The following is a 17,663-nucleotide window of genomic DNA, read 5'->3' as shown; positions in this document are numbered from 1 at the left end:
CATTAAGCTAACTTGTACTAATTACCCGTGAGGCTTAACCATACAACGCCAAACGCGTTTTATGTGATAGTGAAACACGCGAAGAAGTTAATATGACTAAAGTAGATATTACTTAGAAAGACTTAAAAAATATTATCAGATATTTTCCAAATTCAGTTAGTGCGTAGAGATACGGATTAATGCCCAAATTTGCTTGGTGACAATAGCGTTTTGGACCCACCTGACTCCATGCCGAACTCAGTAGTGAAACGAAACAGCGCCGATGATAGTGTAGCATTTGCTATGTGAAAGTAGGACATTACCAGGCTTCAAATTGTAGAAAGCCCGAATCTAACGATTCGGGCTTTTTTACGTCTGCAGAAAAGTGAAATGCGTGCAATTAATGCACACTACATCAACACCTAGCACGTAGGGCGGGCAAGCATAGCGACTCCCAACGTTAAAATCACATCGAGAATAGCTACAGTGTTCTTATTTCACGAGCTGGGTTACCCGCTACTACAGTATTAGGCATTACATTTTTAGTAACCACAGCACCCGCACCCAGAATACTATTTTCACCAATACTCACACCCGCTAAAATAATTGCACCTGCGCCAACCCATACGTTATTGCCTAACACGATAGATGCTGCAAAGTTTTCCTTATTAAGCCTTTCTGCTGGATTAGTAGCATGTGACACAGCTAAAAGCTGAACGTTCGGGCCAATTAAGCAGTCATCACCTATGGTGATTGAGTGATTGGCTAATGGCGAGTCGAGAAGTGTGCAATTAATATTCATAAAAGTACGGTCACCAATAACTATTTGATTGCCGTAATCGCAATGAAAACCTGATTCTATAATTACACCATCACCCGACTTTAAAAATAACTCCTTGATACGTTTTAAGTTCCCTTTGCTTGGGCTCTTATTGAATAAACGGCAAGTTTCACCAGCTTGCTTTCGCTGTGCTAAGTATTCTTTACTGATACTGTTAAATGACTGCATTGTATTTATCTTTATAACTTAATTGGTTATAGCTTACCGTATTTTTAGTTTTATTATTATTAGAATAAAACTGTGTTTTTTTTGCTCGTTCACTTGCCATTTAGGTTGTTTCGTTTAAAATCGCATAACTTTCGAAACGAAACTTAATTCACGAGCTTTATGACTAAACGAAACACACAACAGCGTCGTCACAATATACTGGTTCAGGTTAATGAACTAGGTGAAGTAGTTGTTGAAAAGCTAGCTGAACAGTTTCAAACATCTGAAGTAACCATTCGAAAAGATTTAACCTCGCTTGAAAAAAGTGGCTTATTACTTCGCCGCTACGGTGGTGCTATAGCACTACCTAAAGAAATTGTTAGCGATGAAGTAGATTCAAAGCGCAAGGTCGCAATAGCAAAAGCGGCGGCCTCACTTATAAACGATCATAATCGCATTATTATTGATAGCGGACGCACTACAGCAGCGATGATCCCTGAACTTGCCAATAAACGTGGGCTCGTTGTTATGACCAATGCGATTAAAGTCGCTAGTCGTTTATTGGCACTTGAGAACGAGCCGACACTTTTGATGACCGGTGGAACCTGGGATCCACATTCTGAGTCATTTCAGGGGCAAGTTGCCGAAAACGTATTATGTTCTTACGACTTTGATCAGCTTTTTATTGGTGCTGACGGTATAGATGTAAAGCGCGGGACAACGACCTTTAATGAGTTAGTTGGTTTGAGCCAAGTTATGGCAAAAGCCGCTCGTGAAGTAATTGTAATGGTTGAATCAGATAAGATTGGCCGAAAAATACCAAATTTAGAATTACCGTGGAAAATAGTAACCACATTAATAACCGACAATGGCTTAGCAGACGATAAACGCAAAGCAATTGAGGCGTGTGGTGTAAAACTAATTTGCGCAGAGATTATACAATAGCTACTAAGTAGCAAGTATTTAAAAAATTAATGGAGACACTATGTGTGGAATAGTTGGGGCAGTTGCAGAACGTCCAGTAAACAAAATTTTAGTTGAAGGCCTTAAGCGTCTTGAATACCGTGGTTATGACTCAGCAGGCGTAGCCTTGCTTGATGGCAACACACTTAATACTGTTAAAGCAGTAGGTAAAGTAGTTAACGTAGAAGCTGCGCTAGAAAAAGCAGGCGTTAGCGGTCATACAGGTATTGCACACACACGCTGGGCAACACACGGTAGCGTTACAGAAGCAAATGCACACCCACATGTATCAAACAACCAATTAGCACTTGTTCACAATGGTATTATTGAAAACCACGCTACGCTTCGTGCAGCATTAAAAGCTGATGGTTACGAATTTTTATCAGACACTGATACAGAAGTAATGGTGCATTTAATTCACCAACTTCGTAAGCAACACACAACGTTACTTGCATCAGTACAAGCAGCTGTTAAACAGTTTGAAGGCGCATTTGGTACCGTTGTATTTGATAAAGATAACGACAACGAAATTATTGTAGCGCGCTCAGGTAGCCCTCTTGTTATAGGTTTAGGCCTTGGCGAAAACTTTATTGCGTCTGATCAATTAGCATTATTACCTGTTACTCGCAGCTTCATCTTTTTAGAAGAAGGCGACGTAGCACGTATTACACGTGACACAGTAGAAATTTTTGATGCAGACGGTAACGCAGTTGAGCGTGAAGTTATTGAATCAAACATTACGCAAGATGCATCAGGTAAAGGCGATTACCGTCACTACATGCTAAAAGAAATTTACGAGCAGCCACTTGCTGTACGTAATACCCTTGAAGGACGTTTAAACGACGACCGCGTAGCAATTGATGCCTTTGGCGACAGCGCTCAGCAAATATTTAAAGATGTAAAACACGTACAAATTATTGCCTGTGGTACGTCTTACCATTCAGGTATGGTTGCACGTTACTGGCTTGAGCAGTTTGCCGGTGTTAGTTGTAATGTAGAAATAGCTTCTGAATTTAGATACCGTCAGTCGTTTGTACATGAAAACAGCCTACTTGTTACTATTTCTCAATCGGGTGAAACAGCCGATACACTAGCTGCATTACGCCTAGCTAAAGAGCAAGGTTACATGGCATCAATGACCATTTGTAACGTACCTGGATCATCGCTTGTACGCGAATCAGACCTTGCCTTTATGACTAAAGCAGGCGCTGAAATAGGCGTGGCATCTACTAAAGCATTCACAACGCAGTTAGTTGGTTTGTTAATGCTTACTGCGTCTATAGCTCAGGAAAAAGGCCTTGATCAAAGCGCAATTGTAAATGCAATTAAAGTACTTCCAGCTAAGTTAGAAGAAACATTATTACTCGCTGATGGTATTGCAGACCTTGCAGAAGAGTTTGCTGATAAACACCATTCATTATTCTTAGGTCGTGGTTCGCAATATCCAATTGCAATGGAAGGCGCGCTTAAGCTTAAAGAGATTTCGTACATTCATGCAGAAGCTTATGCCGCAGGGGAGCTTAAACATGGCCCATTAGCACTTATTGATGCCGACATGCCAATTATTGTTGTAGCACCAAATAACGAATTGCTAGAAAAACTTAAATCAAACGTAGAAGAAGTACGCGCACGTGGCGGCATTATTTACGTATTCGCAGATAAAGACTCACACTTTGAGTCAGACGACACAATGCGTGTAATCAACGTAAACCACACTGACGACATTATTGCGCCAATTGTTTACACACTGCCATTACAGTTACTGTCGTACTACGTAGCGGTAATTAAAGGCACTGACGTTGACCAACCACGTAACTTAGCTAAATCGGTTACGGTTGAGTAAAATCAATAGGTTGGTAATTACCTGTTAAAGATAAAAAGGCGCTCAATGCGCCTTTTTTTGTACCTCAAAGCCTGTTAGATTAAATAACACACTATTTTCTAAAGGATTAGCTATGCGTTTATTCACTGCTATTTTTATATGTAGCTTATTTATAGTTTCTAATAACACACTAGCTGAGCCTGATTTAAAACAGCAAACCATTAGCTATACACAACAAACACATACTATCAATTCAGTAATTTTAAATGAGCTACGTACCGTTGTAGTTCAACTTCCAAAGAGTTACCAAGCTAATCCAAACAAAGTTTATCCTGTAATTTATCGCCTAGATGGAGCGGGTAACATACCGCTTATAAGTGCTGTAATGGATCGACTGCAAAATAATAATCGTGCGCCTGAGGTTATTATTGTCGCTATTGAAAACACTAATCGCTTAAGGGATTTATACCCCACAGTTAATAAAGAGCCACAAGGCCCGGTAGGTGAAGGCGGAGGCGCAGCAAAGTTTTTAGCATTTATTGAGCAAGAACTTATGCCCTTGATTAATAAAAGCTATCGTACGCATAACTTTAATGTGATTGCAGGGGGCTCAGCAGCAGGCGTGTTTGCACTTTATACTATGCAAGCTAACCCTGAGCTTTTCCAAGCACATATTGCTTACAGCCCTGCCGTTTGGTGGAACTATGGCGCACCGGTAAAAGCGACTAAGTCGTTTATTAATAAATCAAAAGACCTGAATAACTATGTTTATATAAATATTGGCGAAGAAGCTGGCTTAATGCGTGAGCGATATAATGAGCTGCAGCAAGCTTTACAATCTAATAGCTTGCCAAATTTACGCTTTTTCAGTGACGCATTTGAAAATGTATCGCATAACTTAACATCTGCCGCTGGGGCCTTTAATGCTTACCATCATTTATTTTTACCCAAACAAATGCCCATGAGTGCTTTAAGCGATGATATAGAATCTATTGATGTTTATTATAAAAAGTTATCTCAGCAATGGGGGGAGCAAATAACACCTCCAGAGGCGGCTGTTAGGCAACTTGGTTACAACCTAGTAAATATGCAGCAATATGAGCGGGCTGTGGCAGTATTTAAGCATAATGTTAAGCATCACTCACAATCTGTTGATGCATTATGGGGGTTAGGTTATGGCTATGAATTACAAGGTAATATACAGCAGGCACTTATTAAAATAGAGACTGCTTTAAATGTCGTAGATACCACGTACCCCTATTTAGATACCTTAAAAGAGACTAAAAGTAGATTACAAACACAGTTAAATAAAACCCAGTAATATAAAAGGACAATGCGCGGGGGTAGCCTGCGCTTACAGTTACCTTTACAACACGCCGCTGTTACCTATAAAAACATTAAAATCACTAATCTCTACTTAATAAGCGCTAAATACGCTAAAATTACAGGCTACTTTTTTAGCAATAAGCCCGTAATAAATATGACCTCAGCCACAAGCCCTAGCACTTTTTCCGAACTTGGCCTTATTCCAGAGCTATTAGCTCGATTAACCGATTTGGAATATACCCAGCCTACACCTATTCAAGCTAAGGCTATACCTAGTGTGCTTGCGGGTAGTGACCTAATTGCAGGGGCAAATACCGGTTCAGGTAAAACAGCAACGTTTGCATTACCTATGTTGCAAAAAGCTTTCCTTGAGCAGGGCGCTAAAAATACTGCCAGCAAAGGTAATTTTGTAACGGGGCTTATTTTAGTACCGACGCGTGAGCTTGCTACGCAAGTGGCCGATAGCGTTAAATCGTATTCTGCTAACTTTAATGGTGCAATTAAAACAGTTGCAGTGTTTGGTGGTGTGTCGGTTAATACACAAATGCAGGCTCTACGCGGCGGCGCGGATATTATTGTGGCAACACCTGGTCGCTTACTTGATTTAATCTCAAGCAATGCTATTAAGCTCGATAATGTAAATACGCTTGTGCTTGATGAAGCCGACCGTATGCTAAGCCTTGGCTTTACCGAAGAGCTGGCTGACCTTTTAGCGTTAATGCCTGCTAAAAAACAAACCATGTTGTTTTCAGCTACTTTCCCTGAGCAAGTTAAGCTATTAACGCAAGAGCTTTTAAACGACCCAGTTGAAATACAAGTACAAAACAAAGATGAAAGCACCTTAGTACAGCGTGTTTTTACCGTAAACAAAGGTGAAAAAACCACAGTTTTAGCACATTTAATTAAAACGCATAAATGGCGCCAAGCGCTGATTTTTGTCAATGCTAAAAAAGACTGTGAGCATTTAGCGGCTAAGCTTGAAAAACGGGGTGTTAATGCACAAGTGTTTCATGGCGATAAAGGCCAAAGTGAGCGAACTCGTGTAATAGAAAAATTTAAAGCGGGCGAAATCGAAGTACTTATCGCAACCGATATTGCTGCACGTGGTTTGGATATTGAAAAGCTGCCAGTGGTAATAAACTTTAATCTACCACGCAGTCCTGCTGATTACATGCACCGTATTGGTCGAAGCGGCCGTGCTGGTGAAGTAGGCTTAGCGCTTTCATTGGTTGATTATGAAGATTTGCATCACTTTAAAATAATCGAGAAGAAAAACAAACTACGCCTAGAGCGTGAAGAAGTAACCGGTTTTGCTGTAAACCAAGCAAACCTTGATGCAGCTGATGCGCTTAAAAATGAAAAGCCAATGGCAAAACCAGAAGGCACAGGCAAGAAAAAGAAAAAAAATAAAGCCGATGATATAGATGATGTATGGAGTGGCTGGCGCCGTAAGTAACAATAGAGCTAAATAAATAGCTGTAAAAACCCGTAATTAGTAAACCTAATTACGGGTTTTTTGTTTTGTGGCTTTAATTTAAAGCGTTAGTTTTAAATTAATGGTCGTGACCTTCATCTTCTATTTCTTGTGCAATCCCTAACCAGGTAATGCTTGCAGGTGGAAAAGTTAACTCTAGCTCACTTTCAATTTCTAGGTCTTCTAGGTGCACTTGCACTATGTGTTGAGCAATTGGGTCGGCAATATAAGCAAACTGACCACTTTGCGCCACTGTCATACTAAAGCTCATTCCTTCGGGCATTGTGGTTACGTCTGCTTGAGTAATATCTACTTGGCCTGCGAGTTCCCAGTGCATTTCACCGTCATGTTTATGCCCAGTAAGTACATTTAAAAAGCCTAGGCTGTCGAGTATTAAAAAGTGTTCACCACTGGCTGAAAAAGAATAAGAAACAGCACTTGCGCCATCAGCAAGTTGCCATTCTACTTCTTCCATTTCGGCATTTTCAGAATGAATACTCAGTAATACTGAGCCACTGCCATCATGCCCTGCGGCAATACCAAAAATTGTGTCATTGTTTTTATGGCCGTACAAAGTACCAATGCGCTGATCGCCTACGGCATCTATATTTACAACTTTTTGAGCGCTGTATACATCATCTTGCTGATGGGCAATCAATACACCATCGCCACAACCAAATACAACATAATCGTGATTTTGTGCTGCGCCGTGTAAATCAGGGCAGGTTATTTCTAACGTTTGCTCTAGTTCGTAATTACCATCGTGAAGATGATAAACACCCACTTGATCGGGAAGTACTTTGGCATTAGATGTATTACTTGCATCGTCGCGGCGAATGGTTGAGAGTAAGTGCTCGCCGCGAGGCTCAGCTACACCATGCATGTTAATGTCGTAGTTAATGCCCGTTAGTGTAGCTGTTGTATTGGTCATATCGTTATCGGTTAGCACTTCTACTGAGGCAGGCGTACCGGTTTCTGCATCGCCATCGTAAAATATTGCTAATTGCCCGTCGTGAGTTATTAAGTGTGTAGGGCGACTACCACTTGTTAGCTCGTAGCTGCTAAACGTAGGGCCTTGCTCATAATCATGCAAGTGCTCTGCGTGATCTTCGCGCCACATACCGCCGTCTATAAACCCTAGGTAATCTTGAGTACGATTAGCAATAACAGCATAACGAAAGCCTGGTGATGCAGATAACGTGTTTGAGTCATTGTTTAGTGTAAATGTATCAAGTAATTCGCTGTTGTCTAAATCAAAAAAGCTAGCTTCGTTACTGTCACCTGCCAGAACGGCAAGTCTGCCAAGTGAGTCTATGGTATAGCCGTCGTCATGGTCGTGATCATCATCATCATCATGGTCGTGCTCGTCTTCTACAACAATAGGATCTTTTTCCACAATGTTGGTTTCTGCATCGCCACAGGCCGTAATAAATGTAGCGCTAATAGCGAGTGCAATAAGCTTTAATTGATATAGTTTTTTCATGTTTATTTCCTTTAATTATAATTTTTTAACGCTTAAAAATAACCGCGAATACCTAGCGCAAAACTACGTCCTGGACGTGGCGCTATATCCTTTACAAACGAGCTGTGCACGCGTGCTTCTGTATCTGTTAAGTTAGTGCCTCGTAGGTAAACAGACACATCTTGGTTTAACACTAAAAGGTCGTAAGAGATGCTCGCATCAACTAAGGTGTAACCGTCTGTGGCTGTTTCTTGTGGGGCTGTGCGGTCTTGCTTTTGATAGCGAGTTACGTGAATATGCGCACTTAATTTATCTGTTTGATAGCTTAGCTCGCTGCCAAAACGAAGCGGTGGTGTTCGGGGTAAATCGCCGCCGTCTTTAAGGCGTGCACGAACGTAGTCAGAGAATACATCTAGCTTAAACTCGTTAGTTAGTTGCCATGCAACTTGCGCTTCAAAGCCGTGTAAAACTACATCATCTGTTTTAAATAAATAAACGGGTAGCTCTGATGAATGGTCGTGCTCGTCAACGCCTTCTTCTTCATCGCCATGGTCGTGTCCACTTTCGGCGAATAAACCGGTGTCTATTTGGTAATAGTAGTTATCTACTTGGTTGTAAAAGGCATTTAAAATAAAGCCAACATCGCCTTGAGTTTTACGTAGGGTTAAATCGATATTATTGGCTGTTTCCAGATCAATTGCTTGTTCAGATAAACCCAAATGGCCATCTTCATCTAAATCAAATAGTGCGCCTACTTCGTAAGTGCCAGTACCAATATGCGGCCCAAACGATAACAACTCAGAGGCAGAAGGTGCGCGTTCAGAGCGCGATATCGACAGCCCTAAGTTATAGTTAGATGTAAAATCCCATACTACCCCTGCCGATAAACTGACTGGCGTAAATTCATGCTCTACATCAAATACGCGAGTGGTTTCTGCGCTTTCTTCGTGGCCATGATCATGCTCGTCGGCTTCTTCTGCTTCTTCTGCTTCATCGTGTGCGTGAGCGTCAATATTTGGCAGCAATACGTCGCCTGCTTCAATGGTTACACGCTCAATACGCCCACCTACCTGCACTAAAAAATCACCAAAGTGCCTTTCTTCCATTAACGCTACAGCAAAGCTTTCGGTTTCTGATGGAGGCGTAAAGGCTTCTTCACCTTGTGCTTCAACATCGCTTTGCTTGTAATGAAAGCTAATACCGCCATTCCATTCGTTAAATTGGTTATGCAGTAGGTCTATGCGTAATTCGTTGGTTTCGTTTTTAAAGGTAGTGCCAACAGCGCCGCTCTCAATTTCAGCGTGTTCGTAGTCGGTATGGCCAGCGCGGAGATTTATTTTGTTTAGCCATTTATTATCTAGGTTGTACTCACCTAATAATTGCACTTTAGTTTGCTCTAAATCAGCAAATATGCTTTCTTCTTCGTCGTTGTGTTCTTCCTCTTCTTCCTCGCCGTGCGTATGACCAGGAATACCGTATTGACGATTAAATTGCTCTACTGCTAAGCCAATAAAGCCGTTATCCATTAAATAGCTAGCGCCAACAGTAAAACCGTCAGACTCTTCATTACTGTTTTCAACTTTGTAATCGCTACTATGGCCTTCACCGTCGCTATCTATATCGGCAGCTACAGGTACCCCGTAGTCATCGGCTTCACGCCAAAAAGCATCGGCGTAAAAAGCAAATGAATCGGTACCTGTGGTGGCATTAAACGAGGCTACTTTTTGATTATCAACCGAGTTATGTTCTACGTTCCACTCGCCGCGTGTTGTGCTATCGGTTGGTACGCGGTTATCTACCACATTAACCACGCCACCAATGGCGCCACTGCCATAAAACAGCGTTGCAGGACCACGTAATACTTCTATTTGTTGTGCGGTCGATACTTCTGACGCAACAGAGTGATCGGGGCCAACTCTTGATACATCGCTAACATCAAGACCATTTTGAGTAATGAGTACACGCGGGCCGCTTAAACCACGAATAATAGGTGTGCTGGCTACTTTACCGTGAAAATTTGTATTAACGCCTGGGAGTTTTTCAAGGCTGTCGCCAAGGGTTGCAGCTTGTTGTCGTCTTAGTTGTTCGCCAGATAAAACACTAACAGGCGATGCAGATTCCATTGCCGACATATGAATAGGGGTCGCTTCAATATCAATAACTTCAATAGGCGAGCGCTTTAAATTAAAAGTAACCGATTGGTTTTCATCATTAGTTATTGTTATATCGCGATGAAGATGCGCATAACCATGGGCTACAACGTGAAGCTCTTTTAAGCCATTTTTTAGCTCTGTTATAACAAATTTACCGTTTTCATCGGTGGTTACTTTAAGATCTGAGCCTTCAACTTCTACCGCTGCATTGGTAACTACTTTACCTTTGTTGTTTAAAACAACGCCTTCTATTGTGGATGCAAGCACACTAGCCGGCAATAAAGCTGCTATGAGAACAGCTAATTGTGATCTACGTTTCATTTGACTACCTTGCTGGATGTTATATTATATCAATTGTGAGGGTAATGTTATAATATATCAATAACAATTAACTTGATGTTATAAAAATGTCTCCTTAAAAGTAACGTTTTTGAGTGGAGACACTGATTTAGTAGAGGAAATAATGAAGTCGAGTCAAAGTGTTATGGATCGTATGGCAATAGGGTTATCGGTAATGTGCACAGTGCATTGTTTTGCAACCCCGGTTATTTTAGCGTTATTACCAAGCTTTGCTGTAATGCAAATAGATAGTGAGCAATTTCATTTATGGATTCTTGCGGCGGTAATGCCAACCAGTTTGTTGGCATTGAGTTTAGGCTGTAAAAAACATAAACATAAACGTACACGTTATATGGTGTCTGGTGTAACAGGCTTAGCTTTTATGATATTTGCCGTATTGCTAGGCCATGAAGTGCTCGAAAAAGCGCTAACCTTAATAGGCTCAGCGTTTATTGCTGTAGCCCATTGGTTTAATTATCAGCAATGTCTTAAACAGAATGACGACAACTGCCCATGTTCAGGCGGTGAGCCAGATCAAGTGGTTTAATGCTATAAGTGCTGGTGGTTTAAACGAAAGCTACACTGGCACTTTATTTTTTATTTAAACTTTGTTTTTTTAGATAGCTTAAATATTCGCTAAAAGTACTTTAAAGTAGGTACTTAATTTATTTTTAGCTTAGGTTAACCAATACAGTGCCTCTTATTTTAAAATCTCTTTTGCTTTTAAGCGCCTTAATATGTTTTAAATTAAGCGCAAATACCCCTTATTCAATACCCCGAAGTAACGTGGTTGAGCTCATTGAGCCCGTTAGCGAGCGGGCGTATCCTGTGTATATTCAGTTTCCTAAATCATACCAAAAGCAGCCTAATAAAACGTATCCAGTTATTTATGTAACCGATGCACTGTATACCTTTCCCATCGTTGCTGGGGCTACACGATTCCCTATGAATAGTGGCAAAATGCAACAGGCTATTATTGTAGCAATTGGCTATGAAAAAGGGTCCGCTGGCTCTAACAGCCGAATTAGAGATTACACGCCTACCTTTGCAAAAGATTGGAAAAAGCAAACAGGTAATGCCAAAGGGCATATTCAGTTTTTACAAAGTACAGTTTTTCCTTTTATTGAAAAAAACTATCGGGCCAGTAACTTACAAAGAACCTACATGGGGCATTCGTTAGGCGGTTTATTTGGCGCGACTATTTTATTAACGACACCCGATTTATTTAGCAATTATATTATTGGCAGCCCATCGGTTTGGTTTGATAACAATGCACTATTAGCGTTAAAAGTGAATAAGCCAAAATTGCCTATAAGGGTATATATATCAGTTGGATCTATGGAAACGCCAGCTTTCGGCGAAGGGCAAAATATGGTTGAAGGTGCTAAGCAGCTAACGCAAAAAATTAATGCGCTTAAAAGTGACAATATAGAATTAAAAAGTGTTGTTATTGACGGCGCTAATCATGCAACCGCATTTCCAACAACAGCAATCCAAGGCTTAGATTGGGTGCTGGGTAAAGCGAAAATTAATATAATTAAATGATTTTTAACAAGCACAAAAAAAGCGACTACCCAATATGGTAGTCGCTTTTTAGTAAGTATGATTAGCTTACTTATAAAAGGCTTCAACAGTGCCTTTTCTTGTAAGTAAAAGGGGTTGTCCGCGACGATCAAGCCCTTTTGGAGATGCAAACTTTATCCAACCTTCACTGATGCAGTATTCTTCAACATCAAAACGCTCTTTGCCGTTGAACGTGATACCAATATCGTGTTCAAAAACTTCTTCCACATGATGTGGGCTGCGTGGGTTAATAGAAAGGCGATCTGGTAAAGCAGGTTTTGCGGTAGTGTCGTTCATGGTCATATTCTATATTGAATGAAGTATGCGCTATTGTAGGCAATACAACGCTTTCGCTCAAGAGAGATAGTAGTAAATGTGTTTAAAAATGTACTAATTAATGAGTTGTGTATACAAATGAGATTGTGCTGGGGAAATATTTACAGAAGGGTTTTTGAAGATATTTGACTAAAAAATTATAAAGATAAATATATTAATGGGTTATTTCTAACCCATTAAATTGTTTAGCAATTAGATGCTAACAATGTTCTCGGCTTGTGGGCCTTTTTGACCTTGAGTAACAGTAAACTGTACACGTTGGCCTTCAGCTAAAGTTTTAAAACCGTCGCCAGAAATTGCGCTAAAATGTGCGAACACGTCTGCGCCAGATTCTTGCTCGATAAAACCAAAACCTTTTGCTTCGTTAAACCATTTTACTGAACCAGTAGTTGTATTAGACATAATATGTATCCTAAAAAATTAATATAAGTGTGCCTGAAAAGAGGCGATTGAGCCGGAAAAAATAGTTAACTTGAGGATATCGCGTAGGATTATTACTAAAACAACTCGGTACTAACAAATAAAACAGAACTTCTTTCAAACTAGTATTCAAAATGGGTTATTGCTAACCCATCAAATTGTTTAGCAATTAGATGCTAACGATGTTTTCAGCTTGTGGACCTTTTTGACCTTGAGTAACAGTAAACTGTACACGTTGGCCTTCAGCTAAAGTTTTAAAACCGTCGCCAGAGATTGCGCTGAAATGTGCGAAAACATCAGGACCAGATTCTTGCTCGATAAAACCAAAACCTTTTGCTTCGTTGAAAAATTTAACTGTACCAGTTGTAGTATTAGACATAATAGTATCCTAAAAATTAATAAAAGTGCGCCTTAAATTAGGCAATTTAACAGGAAGAAAACATACATTTAACTGAGGATAACGCGAAGGATTATTACTAAAACAACGTGGTACTTACAAATAAATAGGGTTTTCTGTCAACCCGATGGCAAGCAGGATAACAGTAAATTAAGTTATATACCAAGCCCTATTGTAAATTTATTTTAGAGTAAGTGCTTTATTTGTTTGTTTGTTTTTTAACTAGCTAGTTATGATTGAGATGATCTTTTTAACTTGTAAATTAAAATTAAGTTTATTTTAATCAAAGCTTTATGCTTGTTTTTGTACACAGTTTTAGAGTAGGTAAAATACAGGTTTTAACTGGTTAAAACATGACCTAATTACCTACTAAATTTTTTGATATATATCTTAAATAACGTGATTCATTAGCTCTAAATTACAAATCCAAGTATTAATAATGCAATCCAAAGTGTTTCAGCAACAATTAAAATAATAGGTTTTATACCTACTTCGGTAAGTTTTCCTAAATTAGTTTTCATACCAATGGCTGAAATAGCCGCAATTAAAAAGAACTGCGAAAGTTCGTTAGCGGTTTCAAGCACTATTATAGGAAGAGAAAAGCAGCTATTTATTATCATGAGTATGACAAAGCCAATTAAAAACCCAGGGACTTTAGGTAATTCTCCGTGTTTTTCTTTATTTGAGCGATTAATAACAACCATCATAATAAGTACAACGGGTAGCAACATAGCAACACGTACAAGTTTAGTTAGGGTTGCTATATCGCCAGTCTCAGGTGATACCGAATAACCAGCACCTACTACCTGCGCTACGTCGTGTATTGTGCCGCCTAAAAATACGCCTGCATTATGGGCGTCAAACTCAAGGTAATTAACCACAATAGGGTAGAGGATCATTGCAAGGGTCGACATGGCTGTTACGCCAATAACCGTAAGTAAAGTATCGCGCTCTTTATGTTCGCTGTTTGGCATAATAGAGGAGATAGCTAGCGCAGCAGACGCTCCACAAATAGCAACCGAGCCGCCAGTAAGTGCACCAAAGCGCTTTTGTAAGCCAAATGCGCGCGCAAGTACTACGCCTAAAATAATAGTAGTAAATATAGCGCCCGCTAACATAAGTGCGGTTTGCCAACCCAGTGTTACTAAATCTCCCAGTGCTATGCGTGTGCCTAGCAGCACTATACCTACGCGCAAAACCGTGGTGCCGGTAAAGTCGATACCTTTGGCGCAAGGGCTATCGCTTTGATATAAAAATGAGACTGCCATACCCAGTAACAAAGCAAACAGCATGGCTGGCGCGCCGTAATGCTCACTTAAAAATAAAGCGGCAAGGCCAGTCATTGCAGCAATGCTGGCACCTTGCCATAAAGGTGATATTTTACAGCTTAATTTACTACTTAAGCGCTGCATTACGCTTTAGCTGCGGTAAGTGCTACTAACACTTGGCGTTTACGTTCGCCTATGAAAGGGCGGCGACCATGCATAGCCATTTCGTTATCAACTAAGGCTACATCGCCATCTTGCCATGCAAGATCAAAGGTAAATACTTTAGAAAGCTCAACAATTTTATCAAGGCCTGCTTTAGGAATAGCACTGCCATCGCCAAAGGTAATGGCAACCGATGGGTTTTCGCGTACGCCTTTCCAGCCCATGTAAGCGGCAATCAGTTGGTTATAAAAAACCTGAACGTTGTTTTCAAGAGTTACTACAGCAGGAAGTACCGGTGTAACGGCTTTTAGTGAGCCGTCTTCAAGCCACTCCCACTCGTAACCCAGTTCGGTTAATTTGTTATGTGCTTCGTCTTTAGTTTCAACGCTTAGTGTACTTTTCCAGCTTCGGCCTTGGCCTGATGTTGCATCGTCAGCGGCTGGCATATAGGTGGTGTACTTTAGACCTTTGTGTTCAAAGTCATGGGCAAGTTTGCTGTCGTACTCTTTTAATGCGCTAAATAACTTATCTGATCGGCAAAGAGGTGTTGAACCACCTTCTTCTGCGGCCGATTTACAAAAAAAGAATAACTTACTTGGCGATATAGGTGTTTGCGCCATTTCGTGGTGTAAGTATATTTCTACATCTTTTGGTGCTTCGTTGGCTGTAAATACACGCTCGGTAAAATTAATACGCACCGCGTTTGAAAGCGACTCTTTATAAGTAAAATTGTCGTAATCAAACCCAGCTGAAAACGTATCAAATGTTTCGGCGCTATTTACAGGAAAGCCACGAAACAACACAGCTCCTGAGCTGCGAAGTTTTTTGGCCAGTTCGCTTTTATTGGCGCGAATGAAAGCTACCGCTTCTTCAACGGTGCTGGCGTTATTGTTATTAACCACAATGCACGGAAAAACCGAATCATCGAATGTTAATTGAGTTGGCACTGAGGCGTAGTTAATTTCGGTAGCTGACATTGTATGTTCCTAATCGTAAATTGGGTGAAAACGGTTAAAGGCAGCTTCACAAAAGTGCCCAGGGTCGTTAAATCGGCGATTACTATTAAGCGCAGAAATTTGCGCCATTTCTTGCTCTGTTAATTCAAAATCAAACAGTGCGAGGTTTTCTTTCATGCGTTCAAGTTTTGAAGTTTTTGGAATAATGGCAGTGCCACGTTGCACGCCCCAGCGAAGTACGACTTGTGCTGGCGTTTTGCCATGATTTTGTGCAGCCGCTTTAACAACGCTTTGCTCAAGAACCGATTCGGTTTTATCTGCCATTTCAAGCTCAAGATACGAAAGTGCACCCAGTGGTGAAAACGCAGTAACCGGAATATCGTACTGCTTTGCTAATCTTACTAATCGCTCTTGCGTTAAATAAGGGTGCGACTCAATTTGCAACATAGCGGGTTTGATATTTGCGTAGGTCATTAAATCGTGAAGCAGTGCGCTTGAGTAATTACATACCCCAATGCGTTTTGCTTTGTTGCTGTGTACTTGTTCTTCCATTGCTTGCCACGTTAAATAAAGTGGTACTTTTGCCAACTCCATTTGTGGGTTTTGCGCGTCTGGGTCAACAAACCATTCTGGTGGGTAGCGGGTTTCTATTGGCACAAATGTTTGCGCAATCGGAAAATGAATTAGGTATAAATCTAAGTAATCTAACTTTAAGTCACTTAGTGTTTTATCTATCGCGAGGCTAACATGCTCTGGTGCATGAAAGGTATTCCACAGTTTTGATGTTATCCATAATTCTTCGCGGGTACATAAGCCATCGCTTATTGCTTGGGCTATGCCATCGCCTACTTGTTCTTCGTTACCGTAGTCTGATGCGCAATCAAGATGGCGGTAACCTGCCTTAATGGCTTGGTATACCGTTTGTGCACAATCTTCTTGTGCTACTTTCCATAAACCGAACCCTACTGGAGGGATATTATTTAATGAACTCATTGGGAATTCCTGTTAAAAATGCATAATGACTTAGGTCTTGTATAAGATATAAGTTATTATACGAATCAAACAGTGTCAATACTGTGTTAACAGCAAAGTAGTAAATGGTTTAGTTAAAAAACCTGCAGGCAGCAAAAAGGCAGCGTTTGCTGCCTTTAAAAAATATTTAATTATTATGCGCTAAAGTGGGTTGTTAGCAATAAAGAGACTCTTTATCAGTCGAGCTCAATTTGATAGTGGTAATGATCGCTACGGCATTTGCTTTGGCGGTATTCAATACGCTTACCTTCGATTGATTCGGTAATACGTGATACCAGCAGCAGTGGGTCGCCAGCTTTAATAGCTAGCATTTTGGCATCATCCATTGTAGCAAGTACGGCTTTAATACTGTCTTGGGTTTTGTGTACAGTTTGGTTAAATTTGGTCTGATAGTAATGGTACAATGTATGCGGAATATCACTACTTTGATGTATATCAGGAAAGTAGCTTTGCGGTAGGTATATAGTTTCGCTCATGCAAAATTCGTTATCAAGAATACGCCTACGAACAAGCTTAGTAACTTTGTCTTTTTTATTAAGTTGCAACGCTTCTATTACTTCAACTGGCGCTGCACAAAGCTCAACCGATAGCAGTTCAGCCTTTGGCAAATCGGCGCCTTTACCGTCTGCTTGTAACGGAAAAAATCTAAATAATGCATCTTGCGCAGTATGTTGCGATACAAACGTACCAACGCCTTGGCGACGAGTCACTATTTTATTGTCGGTTAATAAGTTTAGTGCTTTACGAACCGTACCTTGGCTTACGTTAAATTCTTCAGCAAGGCGAAATTCGCTTGGTAGTGCTTCGCCAGGTACCCAGCGTCTTTCAACAATGAGCTGTTTAATATAATCAGCCACTTGTAAGTAAAGCGGTTGAAAAGCCAAGCTTGGGCCACTTAATTTGTGATCAAACATAGAGTTACTCATTATTATTTACCATTAAATTTAATCCACCTGTAGTTATATCATAGGTGAAACCTTTTACGCATATTTGCGCTAGCTCAATTAAACGTGAACTACTGCT

Annotated in this window: 16 protein-coding genes and 1 rRNA gene; 7 read left to right on the top strand and 10 right to left on the bottom strand. The window is 40.5% G+C overall.

Annotated features, from left to right (window positions below; all coding sequences use genetic code 11):
• The first annotated feature begins 192 nt into the window (after positions 1-192).
• Positions 193-307, top strand: a 5S ribosomal RNA gene (gene rrf / locus I6F53_RS09660).
• A 153-nt stretch (positions 308-460) separates the two neighbouring features.
• Here the strand turns inward: rrf and I6F53_RS09655 are convergent.
• The gene (locus I6F53_RS09655; protein WP_197141813.1) at positions 461-988 is read right to left on the bottom strand and encodes a sugar O-acetyltransferase; all 528 of its coding nucleotides are present in this window, start codon (positions 986-988) and stop codon (positions 461-463) included.
• Between the two features lie 159 nt (positions 989-1,147).
• On the opposite strand from I6F53_RS09655, the gene I6F53_RS09650 reads away from it, so the two are divergent.
• The 4 genes from I6F53_RS09650 to I6F53_RS09635 all read left to right on the top strand — a co-directional run bounded on the left by I6F53_RS09650 (position 1,148) and on the right by I6F53_RS09635 (position 6,534).
• Positions 1,148-1,912 carry a DeoR/GlpR family DNA-binding transcription regulator gene (locus I6F53_RS09650; protein ID WP_166421745.1) on the top strand — a complete coding sequence of 255 codons (765 nt, stop codon included), beginning with the start codon at positions 1,148-1,150 and terminating at the stop codon, positions 1,910-1,912.
• A gap of 40 nt (positions 1,913-1,952) precedes the next feature.
• On the top strand, positions 1,953-3,773 hold the full coding sequence (gene glmS / locus I6F53_RS09645) for a glutamine--fructose-6-phosphate transaminase (isomerizing) (protein ID WP_165729546.1): 1,821 nt from the start codon (positions 1,953-1,955) through the stop codon (positions 3,771-3,773).
• 112 nt (positions 3,774-3,885) lie between these two features.
• Positions 3,886-5,073, top strand: coding sequence for an alpha/beta hydrolase-fold protein (locus tag I6F53_RS09640; protein ID WP_197120211.1), 1,188 nt, complete (start codon positions 3,886-3,888; stop codon positions 5,071-5,073).
• Positions 5,074-5,232: 159 nt separating this feature from the next.
• On the top strand, positions 5,233-6,534 hold the full coding sequence (locus tag I6F53_RS09635) for a DEAD/DEAH box helicase (protein ID WP_197239386.1): 1,302 nt from the start codon (positions 5,233-5,235) through the stop codon (positions 6,532-6,534).
• 97 nt (positions 6,535-6,631) lie between these two features.
• On the opposite strand, the gene I6F53_RS09630 is transcribed toward I6F53_RS09635, so the two are convergent.
• Both I6F53_RS09630 and I6F53_RS09625 read right to left on the bottom strand, forming a co-directional pair.
• Entirely contained in the window at positions 6,632-8,035 is a 1,404-nt protein-coding gene (locus I6F53_RS09630; RefSeq protein ID WP_197239385.1) for a 5-methyltetrahydrofolate--homocysteine methyltransferase, read from the bottom strand.
• Between the two features lie 32 nt (positions 8,036-8,067).
• Positions 8,068-10,488, bottom strand: coding sequence for a TonB-dependent receptor (locus I6F53_RS09625; RefSeq protein WP_197239384.1), 2,421 nt, complete (start codon positions 10,486-10,488; stop codon positions 8,068-8,070).
• 142 nt (positions 10,489-10,630) lie between these two features.
• Here I6F53_RS09625 and I6F53_RS09620 point away from each other — a divergent pair, with 142 nt between their 5' ends.
• Entirely contained in the window at positions 10,631-11,053 is a 423-nt protein-coding gene (locus I6F53_RS09620) for a MerC domain-containing protein (protein ID WP_197239388.1), read from the top strand.
• A gap of 146 nt (positions 11,054-11,199) precedes the next feature.
• Entirely contained in the window at positions 11,200-12,051 is an 852-nt protein-coding gene (locus I6F53_RS09615) for an alpha/beta hydrolase (protein WP_197209348.1), read from the top strand.
• A 66-nt stretch (positions 12,052-12,117) separates the two neighbouring features.
• On the opposite strand, the gene I6F53_RS09610 is transcribed toward I6F53_RS09615, so the two are convergent.
• From I6F53_RS09610 to I6F53_RS09580, 7 genes are all read right to left on the bottom strand, one after another.
• Positions 12,118-12,366, bottom strand: a complete 249-nt coding sequence (locus I6F53_RS09610) for a DUF3297 family protein (RefSeq protein ID WP_002963088.1) — start codon at positions 12,364-12,366, stop codon at positions 12,118-12,120.
• 231 nt (positions 12,367-12,597) lie between these two features.
• A complete protein-coding gene (locus tag I6F53_RS09605; RefSeq protein ID WP_007580429.1) occupies positions 12,598-12,807 on the bottom strand; it encodes a cold-shock protein in 210 nt (69 codons plus the stop codon).
• A 187-nt stretch (positions 12,808-12,994) separates the two neighbouring features.
• Positions 12,995-13,204 (bottom strand): cold-shock protein, encoded by a 210-nt coding sequence (locus tag I6F53_RS09600; protein WP_006792548.1) that lies wholly within the window; start codon positions 13,202-13,204, stop codon positions 12,995-12,997.
• 431 nt (positions 13,205-13,635) lie between these two features.
• A complete protein-coding gene (locus I6F53_RS09595; RefSeq protein ID WP_165729356.1) occupies positions 13,636-14,634 on the bottom strand; it encodes a YeiH family protein in 999 nt (332 codons plus the stop codon).
• On the bottom strand, positions 14,634-15,629 hold the full coding sequence (locus I6F53_RS09590; RefSeq protein WP_165729357.1) for a TauD/TfdA family dioxygenase: 996 nt from the start codon (positions 15,627-15,629) through the stop codon (positions 14,634-14,636). The genes I6F53_RS09595 and I6F53_RS09590 overlap by 1 nt, the downstream gene beginning before the upstream one ends.
• 9 nt (positions 15,630-15,638) lie before the next feature.
• Positions 15,639-16,601 (bottom strand): aldo/keto reductase, encoded by a 963-nt coding sequence (locus tag I6F53_RS09585; protein ID WP_165740727.1) that lies wholly within the window; start codon positions 16,599-16,601, stop codon positions 15,639-15,641.
• Between the two features lie 215 nt (positions 16,602-16,816).
• A complete protein-coding gene (locus tag I6F53_RS09580; protein WP_024589596.1) occupies positions 16,817-17,566 on the bottom strand; it encodes a GntR family transcriptional regulator in 750 nt (249 codons plus the stop codon).
• Between the last annotated feature and the right edge of the window lie 97 nt (positions 17,567-17,663).

This window comes from Pseudoalteromonas sp. SWN29 (genome assembly GCF_015864465.1).
In the GTDB taxonomy this organism is placed as follows: domain Bacteria; phylum Pseudomonadota; class Gammaproteobacteria; order Enterobacterales; family Alteromonadaceae; genus Pseudoalteromonas.
Note: the sequence above shows the minus strand (reverse complement) of the source record. Positions and strands in the feature narration are given on the sequence as shown.

Excerpts from the sequence above, each read along its gene's own strand:
- I6F53_RS09655 (WP_197141813.1), bottom strand. The coding sequence starts at position 988 with ATGCAGTCATTTAACAGTATCAGTAAAGAATACTTAGCACAGCGAAAG.
- I6F53_RS09650 (WP_166421745.1), top strand. The coding sequence starts at position 1,148 with ATGACTAAACGAAACACACAACAGCGTCGTCACAATATACTGGTTCAG.
- glmS (WP_165729546.1), top strand. The coding sequence starts at position 1,953 with ATGTGTGGAATAGTTGGGGCAGTTGCAGAACGTCCAGTAAACAAAATT.
- I6F53_RS09640 (WP_197120211.1), top strand. The coding sequence starts at position 3,886 with ATGCGTTTATTCACTGCTATTTTTATATGTAGCTTATTTATAGTTTCT.
- I6F53_RS09635 (WP_197239386.1), top strand. The coding sequence starts at position 5,233 with ATGACCTCAGCCACAAGCCCTAGCACTTTTTCCGAACTTGGCCTTATT.
- I6F53_RS09630 (WP_197239385.1), bottom strand. The coding sequence starts at position 8,035 with ATGAAAAAACTATATCAATTAAAGCTTATTGCACTCGCTATTAGCGCT.
- I6F53_RS09625 (WP_197239384.1), bottom strand. The coding sequence starts at position 10,488 with ATGAAACGTAGATCACAATTAGCTGTTCTCATAGCAGCTTTATTGCCG.
- I6F53_RS09620 (WP_197239388.1), top strand. The coding sequence starts at position 10,631 with ATGAAGTCGAGTCAAAGTGTTATGGATCGTATGGCAATAGGGTTATCG.
- I6F53_RS09610 (WP_002963088.1), bottom strand. The coding sequence starts at position 12,366 with ATGAACGACACTACCGCAAAACCTGCTTTACCAGATCGCCTTTCTATT.
- I6F53_RS09605 (WP_007580429.1), bottom strand. The coding sequence starts at position 12,807 with ATGTCTAATACAACTACTGGTTCAGTAAAATGGTTTAACGAAGCAAAA.
- I6F53_RS09600 (WP_006792548.1), bottom strand. The coding sequence starts at position 13,204 with ATGTCTAATACTACAACTGGTACAGTTAAATTTTTCAACGAAGCAAAA.
- I6F53_RS09595 (WP_165729356.1), bottom strand. The coding sequence starts at position 14,634 with ATGCAGCGCTTAAGTAGTAAATTAAGCTGTAAAATATCACCTTTATGG.
- I6F53_RS09590 (WP_165729357.1), bottom strand. The coding sequence starts at position 15,629 with ATGTCAGCTACCGAAATTAACTACGCCTCAGTGCCAACTCAATTAACA.
- I6F53_RS09585 (WP_165740727.1), bottom strand. The coding sequence starts at position 16,601 with ATGAGTTCATTAAATAATATCCCTCCAGTAGGGTTCGGTTTATGGAAA.
- I6F53_RS09580 (WP_024589596.1), bottom strand. The coding sequence starts at position 17,566 with ATGAGTAACTCTATGTTTGATCACAAATTAAGTGGCCCAAGCTTGGCT.